Origin of the sequence: Bacillus paramobilis (genome assembly GCF_038096195.1) — a bacterium.
GTDB lineage: Bacteria > Bacillota > Bacilli > Bacillales > Bacillaceae_G > Bacillus_A > Bacillus_A mobilis.
In genome coordinates this window covers 994,555-1,015,601 of the sequence record NZ_CP151108.1, presented here as the reverse complement: position 1 = coordinate 1,015,601, position 21,047 = coordinate 994,555, and the positions used below count along the sequence as shown (strand labels likewise).

Below are 21,047 nucleotides of genomic sequence, written 5' to 3'. Positions count from 1 at the left end.
ATTTCGAATATTTAAAAAAAGACTAGCGTTCGCTAGTCTAAATGTTTCCTATATTCTCTTTGAGCGAAAAAGAAATACATGATGCATGCAGCGATATAATACAGAATAAACAAGCCTACTTTTCTTAATGAACCATCCATAAAGATCGTATTATGAAACGTATATAACGCAACCGCACTATGCATACTCCCCACTATAATTGGCGCAAAAAATAGCATACACAATTGCCAGCGAGAAATCTTCCATACTTCTTCCTTCGTCATTCCCAGTTTAGAGAGTGCCCCGTACTGCTTTCTATCCGATGAAATATTATGAAACCATTTAAAATATACGATACTACATGATGTAAGGAAAAATAATATACTAATGAATGAGCCTATAAATAGAGTAATATTGCCGAACTCTTTCATATTCACATATAACTCCATATTACTTCGAAATGCGTTATTATCATCTTGTTTCATATGTTTCCGTAAATCTTCATTTAATTTTTTCGTATTTTCGATATTTGGTAATGTGTATCCTCTATATATCATTTTTTCAGAATCCGGAACCTTATTTGCTATACTGTCAAAATCTTCATCATTCATGACGAAGAACAGACCATTAATGTACGAAAGGTGATAGTTAAATTGAACCCCTTCTTTCTGACCGTTAAATACGAATTGATATGGTTGGTTCATTACTTGCAATTGAATCTCTTTTTGATTATATACATTTGAATTATTGTATTTATTATAATACACGAGTGTCACTGTACCTTTTTTAGGACGATATGTTTTCTGTTTTTGTTTCCTCGCTTCTTGGTTATATTCACTTTCTTTTATAAGCGGTGCTATTGTTGTTTCTCCTTTATTAGACTGAAAGGATGCATACACTCCAACAAAACTCATAGATTGAAAATCATCATACCCATACTGATGTAGTAACTTTTCAACCGCATCCTCCTCAAAGACTTCATGGGTAGAAACACCTTTTTCTATATATGAAAATGAGTGCGCGCCCCCATCCCGCCACATATCTTGCATGCTAGAAAAATATAAGAACACCGTACCTGTTGCCGTAACTACAAACGTCGTTGCCATAGAAAGCATAAAGAAAAAGCGACCATTTTCTTTCATTCGATATGACAATTGATTCACTATAAATAAATACGGGTATGTATACATAATCTTTTTATTTCGTTTAATCATTTCTAACAATTGGATTGTACCGTGTGTAAAAGAAAAGTACGTTCCGAAAAAGACAAGTATAGACACAGGGAAAAAATATAATCCTATCGTTTCCATCGTCACTCGTAGCGCTAACGCGTATCCTGTCCCTAAACAAATAAAGCCGCATGTACAAAGCCACATTGATGTTTTCTTCTCTTTTTTATCCGTTCGAAATTCTTTCAATAACCGAATGATTTTTATATTCCATATACGTAAAGCACTTATAAAAGATAACAAAATAAAAACAACCATATATGTAATGAACGTTACCCAAATCGCTCTCACGTCAAATATGACAGGGAGTTCTTTCGGAAGCCCCAGTAACATACTAAACACCATGAAGAAGAGCTTTAAAAAGATCATACCAAGCCCAATGCCGAAAATATTAGCAAATACCCCGATCAACATTTGCTCGGTCATAATCACTCCTATTACGTTAGATTTCGTTGCTCCCATTAACATATATAATCCTAATTCTTTCTTACGTGCCTCTATGAAAATAGAAGTAGAGTACAAAATAAATATGACGAAAAAAGAAATGATTATAACATTACATACGATAAGTCCCCAGCGTACGTTTTGATACCACATTGTCTCTTGCATATACGGATGTACAATGACAGACATGTATGCATAAGAAGCAAATATCGCAAAACAACTACTTAAGAAAAACACTTTATAATTACGCCAATTCCCTTTTATATTTTGCAGCGCTAGTTGCCGAATGTTCATCTATCGTCCTCCTGTAACTTACTACATAGGCAAAAAGCTAGAGATTCCCCTAGCTTTTTACGTGTTTTAAATATCCTCTTTGCGCAATCATAAAGTAAATGGCAGAAGCTAAAATATATGCTCCAATTACAATCGCACCTGATTTCCATAAATCGATATAAAGCATATTCCCTAACGTATAAAGAGCAAATCCACTATGAATTGCACCGATTATAATCGGGATAAAAAAGATAACGCCCATTTGTCGAATTGCAATTTTACGAATTTCTTTATCTGTCATACCGATTCTCTTTAACGATTTAAATTGAATACGATCTTGTTCTTTATCGTTAAACCACTTAAAGTATGTCATACTACAAGCGAAGAAGAAGAACAGTACAGCTACAAAGAAACCGATAAACATCGTAATTGCTCCTGATTCCCTTATATTTTTATAAGCGAGCACCGAGTTATTTAATTCCCCTTGCTTATCCGGCGCAACTTCCTTTTTCAAATCTAACACAAGGTCTTCCGTACTTTTCCAGTCTTCTATATAATAACCGTAATATTTCGTCTTTTCTTCATCTGGTACGAGCTTTGCGTATTTCTCAAAATCTTGATCATTCACAATAAGATATTCACTATCGTTAAAAACAGAATATGACGTTGTCTCATTTAATTGAACAGACTGCTTTTGTCCGTTAATTGTAAATTCATACGGTTTCGTACGATCTATTTTCATAAGTTCATTTGCTGCATCAACCATAACCATCGTCGCACTACCTGGTGCGTTATGAACCTCTGTAATTTGCTCTTTCTTTTGTTTACGCACTTCCGCGTTATATTCTTTTTCTGAAATAACCGCCATAGGTACTTCATGTTCACTGTTAAACAACATTATTTTCTTTGTTGCAGGTAGTTTTACGTAAGTTACTTTTCGTGCATCTTCAAACCCATGTTTTTTTACAATTTCTTGTTCTCTTTCTTCATTAATAAGGCTATGCGTATTTATTCCCTTTTCTTCATACGAAATAGCATGCGGCGTAAGCTCTACCGTTTTCGCACTCATATTTTCAAAATATACATAAAGCGTACCTACCGCTGAAGAAACAACCGCCGTAATGATAGAAATTACAAATAGAAAACGAGCATTATCTTTCATTTTATAAATAAGGTTGCTAAGTACAAACATATTTGGATATGTATAAAAAGATTTTTTTCGTTTTTGTAATGTCTTTAATACGACTGTACTACCTTGTGTAAATAGTAAATACGTTCCGCCAATGGTCAATCCTACAATCGGTAAGAAATACATAATAAAATTCATAATTGTTACTTGGAAGCAAAGGACATATGCACCAATGATACATCCTATACCGGCTACACATAACCATGTAAATGCAAAAGGCTCTACTTTTTGCTTTCTTGCTTCTCTTAATAAATCAATAATTTGCAAGCGCCCTACTGTCCAAACGCTAAACAATGATAGGATTAAAAATAGAATAAAGTACACACCAGCTGTAATAAGAACTGCTTTGCTATTCCATACAAGCGGAAGTGTTTTATCAATTTTTAGTAATACACTCAGTGCTTGGAAAAACAATTTTGAACAAAGCATTCCAATTCCAATACCTGCTACAATGGCAATACTACCTAACATCAATTGTTCTAATATAATCATTCGGCCAAGTTGAGACTTCGTTCCGCCTATTAATGTTAATAGACCAAACTCTTTTTTCCTTGCTCGTAAAAATGTTGAATTTGCATATAAAATAAAGAGTGCTGAGAAGATGACTACAATATAATTCATCGATTCTAATCCTTTTGTAATCATCGTCTTCATACTAATATTACCGCTTACGACATCTGGATGATAAATAAAGGAAGCATACATGAAAAATACGACTATCGATAAGCAACTGCTTATAAGAAACGCTTTATAATTACGCCAATTTCCTTTTACGTTATTAAGCGCGAGCTGGCGAAAGTTCATGATACTCTCCTCCTAGCATCGCAAGTACGTCCAAAATTTCTTGGAAAAAGGCTTGTTTCGTTCTTCCTTTATGTATTTCTGAGAAAATTTCTCCGTCCCGAATGAATAGAATACGTTCGCAATAACTCGCAGCTACCGGATCATGCGTTACCATTGCAATTGTCACTTTCTTTTGTTCATGTAAGTCTTGCAACGCGCTCATTAATGATTTTGCTGACTTCGAATCTAAGTTTCCAGTTGGTTCATCCGCTAAAATCAACGTAGGCTCATGAATAATTGCTCTCGCTGCTGCTGCACGTTGTTGTTGTCCGCCTGATACTTCATATACTTTTTTATTTAAAATTTCTTCGATATTTAAAAACTTTGCAATCTCAAGCACTTTCGCATCGATTTCATTTACAGATTTCTTCGCCATGACAAGTGGTAAAATAATATTTTCTTTAATCGATAACGTGTCAAGCAAGTTAAAATCTTGGAAGATGAATCCTAAATGTGTACGGCGAAACTCCGCTAATTTTGCAGCACGCATTTGATTAATTGCTTCGCCATTTACAAGCACATGACCTGAAGTTTGCTTATCTATTGTTGCTAATAAGTTTAAAAGCGTTGTTTTCCCGCTTCCTGAAGGACCCATAATCCCTACAAATTCGCCTTCTTCTATTTTAAAATTTATATCATTTAAAGCAGTCGTCGCTACTGAACCTTTTGATTGGTACACCTTCGTTAATCCTTTTACTTCAAGAACACTCATTTCTAATCCCCCTATGTGTTTTCTTCTTACATTTACTATAAGAAAAATAAGAAATAGAAACGAGTGATTTCCCTTACAAAACGTTTTGTTATCTTACAGTTTTGTCATTTTTCTCATTAATGTATGATATTCTTCATCTTTTGCAAATTGGAAGGTGAATGTTGTCCCTTCTCCTTCAGCCGATTGCACATAAATACCGTGATGTAAATTATCGCAAATTTCCTTCGTAATATATAAACCCATTCCAGTCGCTTCTCTCGTTTTACGGCCATTTATTCCTGTAAAGAACGGATCAAATACTCGCTTTATATCTTGCTCTGGAATACCAATTCCATTGTCCTTAATATGTAATAACACCTTTTGATCTTTCTCTTCAATTTGAAATTGAATTTCCTTTTTCTCTACTTCTGAAATTTTCGTATACTTAATTGCATTTACAACAATTTGCCCTATAGCAATACTGAGCCATTTTCTATCAGATGCAACCATACAAGTATCTTCATCAAACATTACTTTCGGAAATACAGACGATTGAATGAACAACTTTCTATTTTCATTAATAATGCCTCGAATAATATCTACTACATTTACTACTTCTACTTTATAATCTTTTGCAAACTGTTCTAACCTTGCCATATGTAACGCTAAATCTAAACCATTTAGTATACGGTTATTTTCTTCACGAATACTTTCAACTGTTGCTCTTGCTTCACGATGATCTTTACCAAACTTCTGTAATAGCAATTCTATAACCGATACTGGTGTTTTCATTTGATGAATCCACTGGTTCATAAATATCATTTGCTGTTGTTCTTTCGCATGTTGTTTATGAATTTCATTCATATATTGCTGCCTTAATAGCGTAAACGATTCAACGACCATCTCTTGCTCTGACGTATAAGAAGTATCAATAAGTAAAGAATCGTGTAATGTATTTCCGCTGGCAACATATTTTTCAATTCTTTTTAAAAACACACTTCGTTTTCGATAATCGTAAATGAGGTATACAGTAAATACAACTGTCCCTAATAAAAGCCCATATAACCACGTACTCCAATCAATGGATCGTTTTTCTAAAAGACTTTGCAACTGCATTACAAGCCCAAATAAACAGAGGCTAACAATATAAGAAAGAAGTAAAGAAAAGCGGTCCATGAGGTAATTTTTAACCTTCATGCCCTTCGCCCCACTCTGTAAGAAGCGCATAACCATATCCACGTTTCGTTACAATTGCATTTTGAATGCCTAGCTCCTCTAGTTTCTTCCTTACGCGTTTTACATTAACGGTTAATGTATTATCATCAACAAAAGCTACCTCATCCCACAGAGCTTCTAACAGTTCTTCGCGCGTTACATATTGATTTGCTTGTTTCATTAAACACTCTAATAAGTAAAATTCATTTTTTGTCAGCTCCGTTTGTTGCCCCTGCCACTCAACAATGTGTTGTGACGGGAATAACAACAATCCATTTACACCTAAACAATCACTCTCAGCAACAGAGGCATACTCACCATAGCCACGGCGGAGTGCACTTTTCACCTTTGCCATTACGATATCTAAATGGAACGGCTTCGTAATGTAATCATCTCCGCCATTTTCAATTGCCATTACTTGATCCATTTCCCCTGTTCTTGCAGAAACAAAAATAATTGGTGCATTCGATACAGTACGTATTTGACGACACCAATAAAACCCATCAAAATATGGTAAATTAATATCCAGTAGTACGAGATGAGGATTTATTTTCACGAACTCATCTTTTATATGACGTAAATCACTTGCTCTAAATGATTGATAGCCATACCTTTCTAAATGCTCCTCTAATATTCCCGCTATTTTTTCATCGTCTTCTACAATTAATATTTTATACATATTCGTTTTCTCCCCATAAAAAATTCTTCCAACACCACTCCTTGTTCTATTATAAATTGAAAATTTAATTAGTGGGTATTTTTTCCTATACGAATCAGACATTTACATAAAAAAGACTGCCATATTTCGGCAGTCTTAGTCGATAAATTCAAATTCATATTCAAGAATTTTTACAATATCTCCATCTTTTGCACCACGTGCACGAAGCGCTTCATCAATACCCATTCCACGCATTTGGCGAGCGAAACGACGTATAGATTCATCACGTGAGAAGTCTGTCATTTTAAATGTCTTCTCAATATCGTAACCAGAAATAACAAATGTGCCGTCACTTTCACGTGTAATTTCAAATTTAAGACTTTCAGCATCAAATTTGTACATTACACTTGCTTCAGACTCTTCGACAACATCGTACATTGGGAATTCTGGTGTTGTTTCTAATAAGTTCGCTACTTCAAATAGTAAGTCACGAACACCTTGTTTTGTTACAGCTGAGATTGGGAAGATTTTTACTTCGTCTCCCACTTTCTCTTTAAATGCTTGTAAGTTTTCTTCTGCATCTGGCATATCCATTTTGTTTGCAACAACAACTTGTGGACGCTCTGTTAAACGCATATTGTATTCTTTTAATTCATTATTGATTGTTACGTAATCTTCATATGGCTCACGGCCTTCTAAACCAGACATATCAATAACGTGTACGATTACACGTGTACGCTCAATATGACGTAAGAATTGGTGTCCAAGTCCAACGCCGGCATGTGCGCCTTCGATTAGTCCTGGAAGGTCAGCCATAACGAAGCTGCGGTTATCACCCGTTTCAACAACACCAAGATTTGGAACGATTGTTGTAAAGTGATACTCTGCAATTTTCGGACGCGCTGATGATACAACAGATAATAATGTAGATTTACCTACACTTGGGAATCCAACAAGTCCAACATCTGCTAGCACTTTAAGTTCTAGAATGACATCACGTTCTTGACCTGGTTCCCCGTTCTCAGCGATTTCTGGCGCTGGATTCGTTGCTGTTGCGAAACGTGAGTTACCACGGCCACCACGACCACCTCTTGCGATTACAGCTGTTTGCTCATGCGTTACTAAATCGGCAAGAATTTGTCCTGTTTTTTCATCTTTTACTATTGTTCCTGGTGGAACCTTTACGATTAAATCTTCAGATTTACGACCGTGCTGACCTTTACTCATTCCGTGCTGACCACGATCAGCTTTGAAATGACGTTGGTAGCGGAAGTCCATTAATGTACGTAAGCCTTCCTCAACAACGAAAACAACATCTGCACCTTTACCACCGTCGCCACCTGCTGGGCCACCTTTAGGTACATACTTCTCACGACGATACGCAACCATTCCGTTACCACCGTCGCCACCTTTTACATATATCTTGACCTGATCTACAAACATTATTTCACCACACTTTTTTCAATTGGTTGTAATATAACTGAGACTTCTTCGTCTCGTACTGTATAAGAAATGGAATACCATTTATTGTTTTGGGTCGCAAGCCAATTCTGTAGTTCTTCTACACTCGTTAGCTTACCACGAAAATCAAAAAAGAAACGAGCATTCTCCGCGTCACATTCAATTGTGATACAAACATAATTTTCAACATATACGTCTAAACTATGCTGAAGCATTGAGAAAAATTGATTCGTCCATGTACATACAGTCTCATCTAAGTGAGATAAGTTATGTAAATTCCCTAATACTTCGTACTCCAATAAGCACGGCTGCTGTTTCCAATTATATGTTAAAATCCACTCTGAAAATAAAGGCATTGATAGCCCTATCAGATTGGATTCTTGTCTCGCTTCTTGGACAAAACGATCGATGAGACTATGAATTTCTTCCACTTTTCCAAGGGAAAGGTTTCCTTTCACCATCTGCATACGATTGAGCCAATCATGTCTTGAATGGCGCAATGCATCTATAATTGTCCATTTTTCATTCATTTAGATACCCCTTAATATAGAAAAACTCTAACCTGCACTCAGGTTAGAGTTTTCCGTGAGTTCTTATGCTTCTTGAGCAACAGGATATACGCTCACTTGTTTGCGGTCACGGCCAAGACGCTCAAAGCGTACTACGCCGTCAACTTTCGCGTATAAAGTGTCATCGCCACCACGACCAACGTTAACACCTGGATAAATTTTTGTACCGCGTTGACGGTAAAGAATTGAACCACCTGAAACCGTTTGACCATCTGCGCGTTTAGCACCAAGACGTTTTGACTGAGAGTCACGACCGTTCTTTGTACTACCTACACCTTTCTTAGATGCGAAAAACTGAAGATCTAATCTTAACATACGTTACACCTCCTGCACTTTTTCTATTAAACGGATATACTTTCCGTAATCAAGTTCGATCGTCTTAAGCGAAACAACCAATCCTTCTAAAAGTATCTGTGCTTTTTCTGCTGTATGAACGTCTAAATCATTAGGCAATTCATACGTTAAGAATCCACCATCACTTCCGAGTTCAATAGTTGCCTGCACATTACAAAGCTCTTCCACTGCATTTATAGAACCAAACACAACCGCTGTAGTTCCAGCACAGACAAGGTCTTGTCCATGTGGCGCATAATTGGCATGTCCAGTCATTTTAAATGATTGGATACTTCCTAATTTCGTGCGACTTATCGTAATTTTAATCATGTTAACCTGGATTAAGCGTTGATAGCTTCAACAACTAGCTTAGTGTAAGGTTGACGATGACCTTGTTTCTTACGATTGTTCTTTTTCGCTTTGTATTTGAAAACGATAATTTTCTTAGCGCGACCTTGTTTTTCAACTTTCGCAGTAACTGTTGCACCTTCTACAACTGGGCTACCAACTTTAACGTTTTCGCCACCAACGAAAAGAACTTTGTCAAAAGTAACAGTTTCACCAGCTTCAACATCTAATTTTTCAATGTAGATTGCTTGACCAGCTTCAACTTTAATTTGTTTTCCACCTGTTTCGATAATTGCGTACATACTTGCACCTCCTCTTAATTACTAAGACTCGCCAAAAACGAGGTAGACATAAATGTCTTTAGGGAACCTGTTTTGTGCGGTTGTAGCATATAGCCGTTTAGGTGCTATAAACTATAACATAAAGATGTTACCATAATTCATTGACTATTGTCAATGAAAGTTCTACTAACTATTTTTTCCGTTCTACAATTTCTTTTTTACTTCCAAAACGAATAATAGCGTACTTTTCGATCATATCATCTTTGAAATAAATTTCAAATGGAATATTTTTTTGTAATTCTTTTTGCAAAAATTGTTTTTGTAATTCTTTAGGTGCAGCAATTAATACTGCCTCATCCTCTATATCGCCATATGTAATTAGCTCTCTCTCTAACTCATACGCAATTGTTTCATATGACATTACATACCCCGTCGCTTTGCACGGTACACACTCTTCTAGTAATACGTCGCGTAAAGAATGTTTCTTACGTTTACGTGTCATCTCCAAAATCCCTAACTCTGTAAAACCGAGCACTCTTGTATATGTGCGATCATTTTTCATAGCAGCCATGAGACATTCTCTTACCTTTTCTTTATCTTCTCTTCTTTTCATATTAATAAAATCAATTAATATCATACCACCGATATCACGCAGTCTTAATTGACGTGCAATCTCTTCCGCTGCCGCCTCATTTGTACGAAGGACTGTATCTTGTAAATTCTGTTTTCCAGTAAACTTGCCCGTATTCACATCAATTACAGTCATCGTCTCCATTTGTTCCACAATTAAATAAGCACCATTCGGGAGCCACACAATTTTTTGAAGTGCTTTCTCAATCTCACGCTCTATTCCAAAATGGTTAAACATTGACGATTTTTCATTATAAAAAGATACTTTTTCTTTTCCTACTTTTTCTTCTAATTCTTTCACTATACTTCTTGTATCTACAACTACTTTTTCAATCGTTTCAATTGGATTCTCTTGAAATACACGATCTAAAAAGGTGGCCGGTCGATGAAGTAGTAACGGCGCCTTTCCTTGGTCCTCTTTTCTTTTTAACTCTTCATATAACTGCTGTAACCTTTGCATTTCAGCTTGTATTTCTTCAATTTCTCCTTTTTCAGAAGCAGAGCGGAAAATGTACCCTCCTGTCCCTTCTACCTCAATTTGGAGTAGCTGTTGCCTTCTTTTATTATTTTTTATCTTTCGAGAAACTGCACGCATTTTATCATATGGCATATAAACGACATATTTCCCGGTAAATTCTATGTTTGCTGTCAACTTCGGCCCTTTCGTATCAATTGCCTCTTTCACAACTTGTACGAGCACCGCTTGCCCTTCATGTATACGATATGAAGATGGTACATCATCATATGAAAGATACGCATGTTTTTCTAAACCGATGTTTACAAATGCTGCGTTCATTCCAGCTATTGTTCTTACGATACGTCCGACATAAATATGCCCAACAATCTCTTGTTCTTCATTTCGTTTCCATAAAAACTCAACAATTTTTTTCTTCTCTTCAATTGCAACGCGTTTTTCCGATCCTGCGTAGTTCATATATAACGTTTTCAAAATTCTTTCCTCACTTTATAATCTTCTTTGCTTTTACAATAATAAAAGGTTAGTGCTATCGTCAACACTAACCGATTAATTCTTCAACCGATGAAGTTGTTCGTTTTTCAGTAAAATACGCATAGAGTAATTCATTTTCATCCAATGTGTAATGTTCTTTATATTTTCCATGAACGATAATAGAGTGCTTATACCCTCTACGAAATTTTGTGAATATCTTATATAAATGATCTTCTGATTGCACTTCAATAGGTGCAATCTTTTCAATTCCTCTTTTGTTCCCATAATAACGTTCTAATAAAAAACGCATAAAGGCATACTGTCTTTGTTTCCACTCTTGATATAGCGACACTGCTAAAAATATGAGTAGTACCCACATCATAATATTGTTACTATTCCAAAGTAACTGCCACACTAGTATTACACTAAAAAAAACACATGATAATTTCATCATCTTTTCATGTGCTTGTAAATAAGGAAAACGATATGATAATACGTTAAACAATACTTTCCCGCCATCAAGCGGCCAAATAGGCAGTAAATTAAATGCTAAAATGATTATATTATTCCATATAAAGAAATAATATAAATCCGCCCCCAGCCAACCAGCTTCAAACACTATATAACCTACCGCCATCATCCAAATATGTTGTATAGGTCCTGCAATTACGACAACGAGTTCCTCTTTCAATGACTTATTCCCATGTTCCTCAAGCTCAGCCACACCACCAAACGGTAAAAGTTGAATCTTTTTAATACGCCAATTGTAGTGTGCCGCCGCAAAGGCATGCCCAAGTTCATGGATAAGAACGATACAAAATAACAGTAGTAACTCTTTAAAACGTGCCGTAAAAATACCAATGACAATAATAACCCAAAACAACGGATGCACTGAAATCTTCGTTAAAACTTCTCTATATTTAATCAAATGAAATCACCTGAATTGGGTCAATAAATTTTTCATTCTTTTTTATCGCGAAATAAAACTTACCATTTTTATTATTTGCATCATTATTTACCGTTCCAATTTTTTGTTTCTTTGAAACGTAATCATATAATTTCACTGACATGTCATTTAAATTCGCATACCACGATTCCGTTCCATCTGCATGCTGAATTTGAACTGTATTACCAAGTTCCTCTTTCTTTCCTGCAAAAACAACTAGCCCTTCATTCACTGACTCAACAGTTGCATTTGTAGCTGTTTGAACAAATACACCTTGGCCATTTTTTTGAAACCCTTGCATTACCTTTCCTGAAGCAGGAATTGCATAATCTTTTTGCTGAATGGTTCCTTCCTTTTTCTCAGTAGGTGAATAAAATACGAGCGGTTTTCCAAACTGCTTTTCGTACCATTTCGCTACAGTAGCAAACTGAAATTCTTCTTTCATCACTTTTTCTGTAACAGCTTTTGCACCGTCGAAAGAAGAGGGTGCATTCTTATATAAAATAGCGACAGAGAGAACTAATATTGCTGATAACAAAAATTTGAAGAAAAATACTTCTTTTCGAAATAAAGGATGAATTTCCTTTTCTCCATCTTCAATAAATACTGTTTCACTATCGAAATTCCCTCCAGCAAAATACTGCTCTTCCTCCATCCTTTCTTGCTCTGCCTTCCTTTTCGCAATCCGTTTTTTAATTTCTTCTACACGTCTATTCTTCATACTGTCTCCTTTCTTTCGTTAAGCTAATTAAATTAGAAACAGTTGTATACAGTTTGTACATATGTATGAGCTAAGAAAGAAAGATATTCGTGTGAAGAAAAAAGAAAGCACTTCGCATATGCGCGAAGTGCTTTTAACGAATTCCAAAGAAGTTTTTCATCTTTGTAAATACCGATACCTTTTCTTGTTCAAATGCTTGCAATGGTACATTCTCACCCAACAAGCGTCTTGCAATATTACGATAAGCTAACGCTGCTTTTCCGCTCGGTTGCAACGCTACAGGTTCACCTGTATTTGTAGCACGAATAACTTCATCATCATCCTCGACAACACCAAGAAGCTCGATTGACAATGTACGTACGATTTCATCAACATCTAACATATCCTGCTCATGAAGCATATGACTACGCACACGATTAATAACAAGTTTCGGTGGTTCAATATCCTCTTTTTCTAAAAGCCCGATAATACGATCCGCATCGCGCATTGAGGATACTTCTGGCGTCGTAACAACGATTGCTTTATCCGCACCAGCTACCGCGTTTTTAAATCCCTGCTCAATCCCCGCAGGACAATCAATTAATATGTAATCATAATCTTGACGTAATACTTGTATTAATTCATCCATTTGTTCAGGTGTTACCGCTGATTTATCACTCGTTTGTGCTGCAGGTAATAAATAAAGATCATCAAAACGCTTATCTTTAATAAGCGCCTGAGGTAAACGGCAACGCCCTTCAACGACATCAACAAGATCAAATACAATACGATTTTCCAGCCCCATTACTACGTCTAAGTTTCGAAGACCGATATCTGTGTCAATTAAGCACACTTTCTTTCCAGATAACGCCAGGGCTGTACCAATGTTCGCAGACGTTGTAGTTTTACCTACTCCGCCTTTTCCAGATGTAATTACTATTGCCTCTCCCACAGCTATACAATTCCCCTTTCTAACTTTGTTAAATTAGGTCTAAGATGAGTGAGAAGTTGCAGTCGATCGACAACAATGTGATTGTTCTCATTAATATACGCACATTCTGCCGCCTCCGCTCCGTCTTCTTTCTCTTCCGGAGCCCGCATTGCCACATCACTAATTCGAAGTTGCATCGGGTTCATATCAGATGCAGCGATTACAGCATCCGAATCCCCATAATACCCAGCATGCGCAATTCCTCTTAATGATCCTACGACAAAAATATTCCCCCCAGCGATAACCGTTCCGCCTGGATTAACATCTCCAATTAACAATAAATTTCCTTTTACATGTAAAACTTGTCCAGAGCGAACAATTTTGGAAATAGGGACAATTTCTGTTTCTTCTTTCCAAGCTATTGCTTCTGCTTTAGTTATAACATCACTTTCAATTGAATCCACAACAAGATTCTTTTTATTACGAATTAACGTACGAATCTCTTCTTGTTGGACTTCTGTTAAATAACGATTTCCCACTTTCACATGCACTTCAATTAAAGAGCGCCCATCACCATCATAGTAATGTGTAGAAAGCTTTTCATCCAATTCCTCCAGTAATTCAGAGAATGAACAACAATCATCTAAATGAAGCGTTATTCCGTCTTTTGTCCCTTTTATTGTTACATTTTGTTGCTTTTTTTCTTCCACTAAAGTTCACCCCACCGATTCAATTCGACATAAAATTAGAAAATCCTTTTTTCTTTTTCTTCCATCGCTTTTGAAAGACGCACTAAATATCGTCTCAGTGGGAAACAAACTATCAATAAGAAAATTGCATTTAGCAATAAAGTAGACAGGAGACGATCTGTGAAAAAGACATACGCTGACATATGAGTACGTCCTAACAAAGTTAAAAATCCATACACATAATACTCTAGTGCTACAATGCTAGCTAGTACGATAGAAGCAACAATAAATAAATTCAATTGTAGTATCTTCATCACACTATAAACTAAATAAGCTAAAATCGGATACGCAAAAATATATATACCGACAAGTTCTGTGTATACGGTATCAAATAAGAAACCAAATAATAGTCCGTAATAAATCCCTTGGACCGGACTATAGTACACAGTAATAAAACATAACGCAATTATAAAGAAATGAGGTGCTGCTATACTGTCTTTCCAAAAAACCTCTGTTGGAACAATAGTAGCAAACATATTTTCAAATAGAAAAACAAAAAGGAGCAAAAGAGGAAGAGCTGCTCTTTTTAGAATCTTCATCATCTCTTCTCTCCCTCCTATTCTAATGGCGCTGAAGGCATTGCACGTTTCGCAACCATAATATGCTCTACGTCATTTAAATCAGCGGCAGGTTTTACATAAGCTGTTTTTGTTAAACCGTATGGATCTGGCTGAACATCAACGATTGTTCCAATTACAAGACCTTTCGGGAAAATATCACCGAGTCCAGATGTTACTACTAGTTGGTCGGTTTTTACATCTGCATCAGAGCCAATCTTTGTGAAAAGAAGTAAGTGCTTTTCTTTGTCGTAACCTTCAATCAATCCAAAGATTTTTTCATCACCTTGTACGATAGCAGAAACACGATTCGTTCGGCTCATAGAGCTTAGCAATTCTACTGATGATGTAAACTGAGATACGCTTTTCACTCGTCCAACTAGACCTTGTGAAGTTACTACAGCCATATCTTTTTTAATTCCTTGCTGTGCACCTTTATCAATTCCAACTAAATCGTACCATTTATCCGGGTTACGAGAAACGACAGTAGCTGGAATTTCAGTATAATCACTAGGCAACTCTTTTTTACCCGTTAACTCTTGTAACTTCTTTTTATCATCTTCTAATTGCTTTACGTCACCTGATAACTTTGCATAGTTATCTAATTTTGCTTTTAATTCTTTATTCTCTTCATACGTGCGCTTTACATCCTCTACATTTTCGAAGAATCCAGCTACGTATTTCGCTGGCTTTTGGAATACACGTTCTACAACACCGACAGTGTCTTTAACAAACTGCTCTGGCCATGTTAAACTGTTCCGTTCTTTCAATGAGATTCCAATCAATGCCACGAGAAGAATAATACTAACTAACAAAACAATTAATCTTTTGTTTAAGAAAAACTGTGGCACGTTCACACCCTCTTAATTTCATTGATTTTTATTTTGCAATATTATCGAGCAGCAGTTTTGAAAAGATCGATATTGTCTAATGCTTTCCCCGTTCCAATTGCTACGCAATCTAGTGGGTCTTCTGCAACAAGAACTGGCATATTTGTTTCTTCACTAATCACTTTATCTAAGTTACGTAGTAATGCTCCGCCACCTGTTAATACGATACCACGGTCCATAATGTCTGCCGCTAATTCAGGTGGAGTTTTCTCTAACGTATTTTTAACAGATTCTACAATTGCATCTACTGTATCTTTTAATGCATCTGCGATTTCTTCTGGCTGAATTAGTACTGTTTTTGGTAAACCACTTACTAAATCACGACCGCGAATTTCCATAGGCTCGATACCTTCTGGCTCGCCTGCAGAACCGATTTCTAATTTCAATGCTTCAGCTGTTCTTTCACCAATCATTAAGTTGTAGCTTTTCTTAATGTACTGAATGATTGAATCGTCCATATCATCACCAGCAACACGAACTGATTGACTTGTTACAATACCACCTAAAGAAATGATTGCAACTTCTGTTGTACCACCACCGATATCAACAACCATGCTACCAGTTGGTTCCCAAACAGGTAAGTTTGCACCAATTGCTGCTGCAAATGGTTCTTCAATTGGATAAGCATCACGAGCACCCGCTTGACGAGTCGCATCGATTACTGCACGTCTTTCTACAGCTGTAATACCAGACGGTACACAAACCATTACGTATGGTTTACGTGAGAAGAATCCATTTGATTTTTGAGCTTGTTGAATGTAGTATTTCATCATTGTTGCTGTCGTTTCGTAATCAGCAATTACACCGTCTTTCATCGGGCGAAGTGCCACAACGTTTCCTGGTGTACGACCAATCATTTGTTTTGCATCGCTACCTACAGCAACGATTTGTTTCGTATCAGTTTGTAACGCTACTACTGAAGGTTCACGTAAAACTACACCTTTTCCTTTTACATATACAAGCGTGTTCGCAGTTCCTAAATCTATTCCAAGATCGCGAGTAAAGCCACCAAATCCAAACATATTATTTATCTTCCTTTCTTGTTTTCACGGACTCATTTTTTCTTACTTTATATTATAAAAACAGTACGTTTTTTATATCTTTATCCTTCTTGTAGATAAATTTCTACAAAAAACTCATAAATCACATTATAAAACAAAATAAGTAAAAAGCATAGTCTTAAATATGACCTTTTTCCTTTAAACTCACGAATTTATGGTCACCTATTATAATATGATCAAGCACTTCAATTCCGATAATCTGGCCACATTCTACTAAGCGTTTTGTTACTTCAATATCCTCTCGGCTCGGCGTGGGGTCTCCTGAAGGGTGGTTATGAAGACATATGATAGAGGCTGCTGCACGGCGGAACGCTTCTTTAAAAACTTCCCTTGGATGTACAATTGATGTGTTTAAACTTCCAATGAAAATCGTTTGCCTATGTATAACTTGATTCTTTGTGTTCAAATATAAACATACAAAATGCTCCTGCTGCAGGAAGCGCATTTCTTCCATCATATATCTCGCACAATCTTCTGGGCTTCGAATGCTGTATCTATTTTGATATTCTAAACGTACCATTCTTCTACCAAGTTCAAAAGCAGCTATAAGCTGGGCTGCCTTTGCAATCCCAACACCATGTATACTGACAAGCTCTTCTAACGTTGCATCTTTCAACATACGTAAACCATCAAAGTGATGTAAAATTTTATCTGATAACTTTAAAACTGTTTCTTCTTTAGAACCTGTTCTGAGTAACACCGCAAGAAGCTCCCGATTCGATAAACTTCCAGCTCCTTCTAACAATAAACGCTCCCGTGGCTGTTCTTCTTTGACAACATCACGAATACCGTTCATTTCTCCACCCCTTTTATTTGTTCTCTCAAAGAAAATCCCATGCAATTTTACGCATGGGTTACATCAATATTAAATTGTTTTAATTCCCGAACAAGACGTGAAATTGGTAAACCGACTACACTATAATAGTCCCCTTGAATATGTTGAACAAAAATAGATCCTTTACCTTGAATTCCATAACTTCCCGCTTTATCAAGAGGCTCTTTTGATGCAACGTATGCATCAATTTCCTCTTCTGTTAATTCCCAAAACGTAACTTCTGTACGCTCGTAAAAAGTGACTGTTTTGTCTTTTGTTATAATTGCAACCCCAGTATACACTTCATGTGTTTTCCCTGATAATAATTGCAACATTTCTTTCGCCTCAGCTTCATTAGAAGGCTTTCCAAGAATACGCGATTCATATGTAACAATTGTGTCTGCACCTAACACAATATGATCACTGTTATTTTCTGCTACCGCAGATGCTTTTTGCAGGGAAAGGGACATAACAATATCAGAAGGTGAGGAATACGCACCTATCGTTTCTTCTACTTCACTTACAATGATTTCAAATGGTACACCCGCTAACTCAAGCAATTCCTTCCTGCGAGGTGACCCTGATGCTAAAATAATTTTTCTCATATTTTCTCCTTCCTTTCTCACATGAAGCAGAATCATTTACATCAATCGTATCAAAGGAATAGTTTGTCCACAAATGAAAGAAATATTATTTTCTCTAAGCAAAATAATATTTCTTTACTAAAATACGATTATAGTCCTGTCATAGAGAAAGCACTTTGCTCTAAATTCAAAAGAAAAGAAAGAAGTACCTATACTTCTTCCTTCGTCATTTCATTATCCTATCATTTCGCCTTTTGTGAAACAATTTTTTCATACGAAAGCATACCATCAATAATAACTTGATTTAATTTCGCCAAAGATTCCTTATCACCTTTTCCATCCTTCACTGTTTGCACAGCTACTGACGTATACATATACAATTTCTTTGCTTCTTCCTGCTTCATACTTTTTCCTTCTTTTTCAATTGCTTTCCACTCTTTTTCAATCGCACCTATATCTTTTGCATTACTTTTTCCACTAGCTTGTACGCTAGAAGCATATTTTGCTAAATGAGTATATAATGGCTGTACTTTTATTAAAAACGCACCAACTTCTTTATCATCTTTAAGTAACGCTTTATCTGTTATATCCCAGTTCTTTTTCAATACAGAGACATTATCATTTTTATACTGCGTCATTAATTGATTTATGCCTTGTTCATCACTAGCAATACCAACAACTAATGCATACTTATCACCGCTCGGTTTTAAAGCTACTACGCCTCCATTACCTTTCCACTCTTCAAGAGCAGCCTGTCCCTTTTCTTCGGAAGAATAAATCCCTCCTTGAACAAAAAATAATTTCATTGGATCTAATGACGTTCCTGTCTGTGCTTTTTGTTTTTCCTCTTTTGATGCCGGTGTTTGTTCTGCCGTTCCGCCCACCTTTGATTCTTCATTTCGCATCTGCTTCGAAGCTGTTACTTCGCTTCCCCCTGTCGCACCTTGTCCTTTAAGTAACTGTAGCATTCCCATCCCAAACGCCGTACCAATAACAATCGCAGTTGCAACAATTGCAATTAACGTATTGCTCCACTTCTTTCGTTTTTTTTCCTTAGACACCAATTTCGCTTTTTGAAACGGAACAACGTTTTTCGGTCTTTCACTTTCTACTACCATCCATTCAAATTCATCTTTCTTCTTCTCCTCATACTTCGCTTCTGTTCCATTCACTTTCACTGAGATCGTTCGTGATTGCTTGTCCATACACTCACACCTCACCTCTTATCGTTGTCCGCATCATATCATATTCATTTCACAAAAAAACGAGATATTTGTCAGAGGAATTCGCCAAATAACCCTATATATTTATCTTATATGTATGCATTTGACTTCATTTGTAGAACAAAAAAACTAGATAGCAAAGACTATCTAGTTTTTCTCGCGAATATATTTTCGAACTTCCGAAATAAAATAAAGAGAACCTGTTATGATAAAAACATCATTTTCTCCAATCATTTCAACCTTCGTATCAATTGCCTCTTTCCAATTTTCAAAAACTAATTTTGACTCTTTCTTTGAATACGATGCAAGCTTGTCAGCAGAAATAGCACGATCAAAGGCGAATGTTGTAAAAATAATTTCATCGGCAATTGTTTCTAATTGACCTACCATATTATGCAACTGTTTATCACCAAGGGCAGTAAATAAAACTATTACATTTTTATCTTTGTAATGTGATTCTACTGTTTTCACAAGACTTTCAATACCTTCTGGGTTATGGGCACCATCTATAATAATATCTGGATTACTTTGCAGTTTTTCAAAGCGCCCAATCCAATACGCTTCCTGTAATCCAGTTCTTATTTCTTCTTCCTCAATTAAAAATGATAAGTATGTTTTGACATACATGACTGCCATAAGTGCAAGTGCTGCGTTTCCTACTTGGTGACTACCTTTCATTGAGATTCGCAAATCTTCAAAAGTGGCGAAAGGACAAGTGAAATCGAACTGTTCTCCCTCTTCGCTAGACTGTTTATGTAACGCTGTAAAATGCTTGTCCATCTCGTATAAGTTTGCATGATTTTCCTTTGCAACCTTTTGAATGACTTGCAATGCTTCCTCATCTTGTACACCAGTAATAACCGGAACACCAGACTTAATAATCCCCGCCTTTTCATATGCAATTTCTCCTAGTGTATTTCCTAAAATATGCATATGATCGTGGCCTATATTTGTAATAATCGTGAGAACAGGATGAATAACATTCGTAGAATCAAAGCGCCCTCCAAGCCCTGTTTCAAATAAAACAACATCACAGAAATTAACTTTACCGAAATAACAAATTGCCATAACAGTAATAATTTCAAACTCAGTCGCTTCCCCTAAATCCGTCTCATCTAGTTTTTCAACGACTGGCTTTACCATCTTTACCAGTTCAGTAATCTCTTCATCTGCAATTGGTGTTCCGTTCACACTAATACGTTCGTTAAATGTTTCAATATAAGGAGATGTAAATGTTCCTACCTTATATTTTGCATCTTCTAACATGTAGCGCATATATGTTAACGTTGAACCTTTTCCATTTGTACCAGCAAGATGAACACATTTTATGTGACGCTCTGGATTTCCAAGCTCTTCTAGCATCCATCTCATTCTTTCTAATCCTGGTTTAATACCAAACTTCAATCGGCTATGAATCCACCCTATCGCTTCTTCGTATGTATGTATCACGTATGCTTTCCCCTTTCAAAAGACAACCTTCATACTCCTATTATACGCAAA

The 21,047-nt window shown here is 36.3% G+C and carries 22 protein-coding genes and 1 other annotated feature; all 22 genes read right to left on the bottom strand.

What is annotated here, in order from left to right; genetic code table 11:
* Nucleotides 1-32: 32 nt before the first annotated feature.
* Nucleotides 33-1,946, bottom strand: coding sequence for an ABC transporter permease (locus AABL52_RS05285; protein ID WP_098238412.1), 1,914 nt, complete (start codon nucleotides 1,944-1,946; stop codon nucleotides 33-35).
* Nucleotides 1,947-1,995: 49 nt separating this feature from the next.
* A complete protein-coding gene (locus tag AABL52_RS05280) occupies nucleotides 1,996-3,918 on the bottom strand; it encodes an ABC transporter permease (protein ID WP_341519015.1) in 1,923 nt (640 codons plus the stop codon).
* Nucleotides 3,893-4,669: an ABC transporter ATP-binding protein gene (locus AABL52_RS05275; protein ID WP_341519014.1), complete on the bottom strand. Its 777-nt coding sequence runs from the start codon at nucleotides 4,667-4,669 to the stop codon at nucleotides 3,893-3,895. The genes AABL52_RS05280 and AABL52_RS05275 overlap by 26 nt, the downstream gene beginning before the upstream one ends.
* 93 nt (nucleotides 4,670-4,762) lie before the next feature.
* Complete coding sequence (locus tag AABL52_RS05270; RefSeq protein WP_341519013.1) at nucleotides 4,763-5,845, bottom strand: HAMP domain-containing histidine kinase; 1,083 nt, start codon at nucleotides 5,843-5,845, stop codon at nucleotides 4,763-4,765.
* A complete protein-coding gene (locus tag AABL52_RS05265) occupies nucleotides 5,835-6,542 on the bottom strand; it encodes a response regulator transcription factor (protein WP_000276710.1) in 708 nt (235 codons plus the stop codon). Before AABL52_RS05265 ends, AABL52_RS05270 begins: the two co-directional genes overlap by 11 nt.
* A 135-nt stretch (nucleotides 6,543-6,677) precedes the next feature.
* Complete coding sequence (gene obgE, locus AABL52_RS05260) at nucleotides 6,678-7,964, bottom strand: GTPase ObgE (protein ID WP_000497121.1); 1,287 nt, start codon at nucleotides 7,962-7,964, stop codon at nucleotides 6,678-6,680.
* Nucleotides 7,964-8,512: a sporulation initiation phosphotransferase B gene (locus tag AABL52_RS05255; RefSeq protein ID WP_341519012.1), complete on the bottom strand. Its 549-nt coding sequence runs from the start codon at nucleotides 8,510-8,512 to the stop codon at nucleotides 7,964-7,966. Before AABL52_RS05255 ends, obgE begins: the two co-directional genes overlap by 1 nt.
* Before the next feature lie 63 nt (nucleotides 8,513-8,575).
* Nucleotides 8,576-8,866 (bottom strand): 50S ribosomal protein L27, encoded by a 291-nt coding sequence (gene rpmA / locus AABL52_RS05250; protein WP_000944957.1) that lies wholly within the window; start codon nucleotides 8,864-8,866, stop codon nucleotides 8,576-8,578.
* Between the two features lie 3 nt (nucleotides 8,867-8,869).
* The gene (locus tag AABL52_RS05245) at nucleotides 8,870-9,214 is read right to left on the bottom strand and encodes a ribosomal-processing cysteine protease Prp (protein ID WP_002008596.1); all 345 of its coding nucleotides are present in this window, start codon (nucleotides 9,212-9,214) and stop codon (nucleotides 8,870-8,872) included.
* An 11-nt stretch (nucleotides 9,215-9,225) separates the two neighbouring features.
* Complete coding sequence (gene rplU, locus AABL52_RS05240) at nucleotides 9,226-9,534, bottom strand: 50S ribosomal protein L21 (RefSeq protein WP_000270907.1); 309 nt, start codon at nucleotides 9,532-9,534, stop codon at nucleotides 9,226-9,228.
* Nucleotides 9,535-9,548: 14 nt separating this feature from the next.
* Nucleotides 9,549-9,626, bottom strand: a sequence feature (ribosomal protein L21 leader region).
* Between the two features lie 77 nt (nucleotides 9,627-9,703).
* Nucleotides 9,704-11,092: an Rne/Rng family ribonuclease gene (locus tag AABL52_RS05235; RefSeq protein WP_341519011.1), complete on the bottom strand. Its 1,389-nt coding sequence runs from the start codon at nucleotides 11,090-11,092 to the stop codon at nucleotides 9,704-9,706.
* Between the two features lie 67 nt (nucleotides 11,093-11,159).
* Nucleotides 11,160-12,020 carry a stage IV sporulation intramembrane metalloprotease SpoIVFB gene (gene spoIVFB / locus AABL52_RS05230; RefSeq protein ID WP_340421164.1) on the bottom strand — a complete coding sequence of 287 codons (861 nt, stop codon included), beginning with the start codon at nucleotides 12,018-12,020 and terminating at the stop codon, nucleotides 11,160-11,162.
* A complete protein-coding gene (spoIVFA, locus tag AABL52_RS05225) occupies nucleotides 12,013-12,759 on the bottom strand; it encodes a stage IV sporulation protein SpoIVFA (protein WP_340421163.1) in 747 nt (248 codons plus the stop codon). Before spoIVFA ends, spoIVFB begins: the two co-directional genes overlap by 8 nt.
* Before the next feature lie 133 nt (nucleotides 12,760-12,892).
* Complete coding sequence (gene minD, locus AABL52_RS05220) at nucleotides 12,893-13,690, bottom strand: septum site-determining protein MinD (RefSeq protein ID WP_000503310.1); 798 nt, start codon at nucleotides 13,688-13,690, stop codon at nucleotides 12,893-12,895.
* A gap of 2 nt (nucleotides 13,691-13,692) precedes the next feature.
* Nucleotides 13,693-14,379, bottom strand: coding sequence for a septum site-determining protein MinC (minC, locus tag AABL52_RS05215; protein WP_000391511.1), 687 nt, complete (start codon nucleotides 14,377-14,379; stop codon nucleotides 13,693-13,695).
* Between the two features lie 35 nt (nucleotides 14,380-14,414).
* Nucleotides 14,415-14,960, bottom strand: a complete 546-nt coding sequence (gene mreD / locus AABL52_RS05210; RefSeq protein WP_000975756.1) for a rod shape-determining protein MreD — start codon at nucleotides 14,958-14,960, stop codon at nucleotides 14,415-14,417.
* Nucleotides 14,961-14,974: 14 nt separating this feature from the next.
* Nucleotides 14,975-15,826 (bottom strand): rod shape-determining protein MreC, encoded by an 852-nt coding sequence (gene mreC, locus AABL52_RS05205; protein WP_098872234.1) that lies wholly within the window; start codon nucleotides 15,824-15,826, stop codon nucleotides 14,975-14,977.
* Between the two features lie 41 nt (nucleotides 15,827-15,867).
* The gene (mreB, locus tag AABL52_RS05200; RefSeq protein ID WP_000466737.1) at nucleotides 15,868-16,887 is read right to left on the bottom strand and encodes a cell shape-determining protein MreB; all 1,020 of its coding nucleotides are present in this window, start codon (nucleotides 16,885-16,887) and stop codon (nucleotides 15,868-15,870) included.
* A gap of 157 nt (nucleotides 16,888-17,044) precedes the next feature.
* Nucleotides 17,045-17,722, bottom strand: a complete 678-nt coding sequence (gene radC, locus AABL52_RS05195) for a DNA repair protein RadC (protein WP_001013378.1) — start codon at nucleotides 17,720-17,722, stop codon at nucleotides 17,045-17,047.
* Nucleotides 17,723-17,769: 47 nt separating this feature from the next.
* Nucleotides 17,770-18,345 carry a Maf family protein gene (locus AABL52_RS05190; RefSeq protein ID WP_001226279.1) on the bottom strand — a complete coding sequence of 192 codons (576 nt, stop codon included), beginning with the start codon at nucleotides 18,343-18,345 and terminating at the stop codon, nucleotides 17,770-17,772.
* 221 nt (nucleotides 18,346-18,566) lie between these two features.
* Entirely contained in the window at nucleotides 18,567-19,529 is a 963-nt protein-coding gene (locus AABL52_RS05185) for a stage II sporulation protein B (RefSeq protein ID WP_097844031.1), read from the bottom strand.
* A gap of 165 nt (nucleotides 19,530-19,694) precedes the next feature.
* Complete coding sequence (locus tag AABL52_RS05180) at nucleotides 19,695-20,996, bottom strand: bifunctional folylpolyglutamate synthase/dihydrofolate synthase (protein WP_000582051.1); 1,302 nt, start codon at nucleotides 20,994-20,996, stop codon at nucleotides 19,695-19,697.
* Nucleotides 20,997-21,047: the final 51 nt, after the last annotated feature.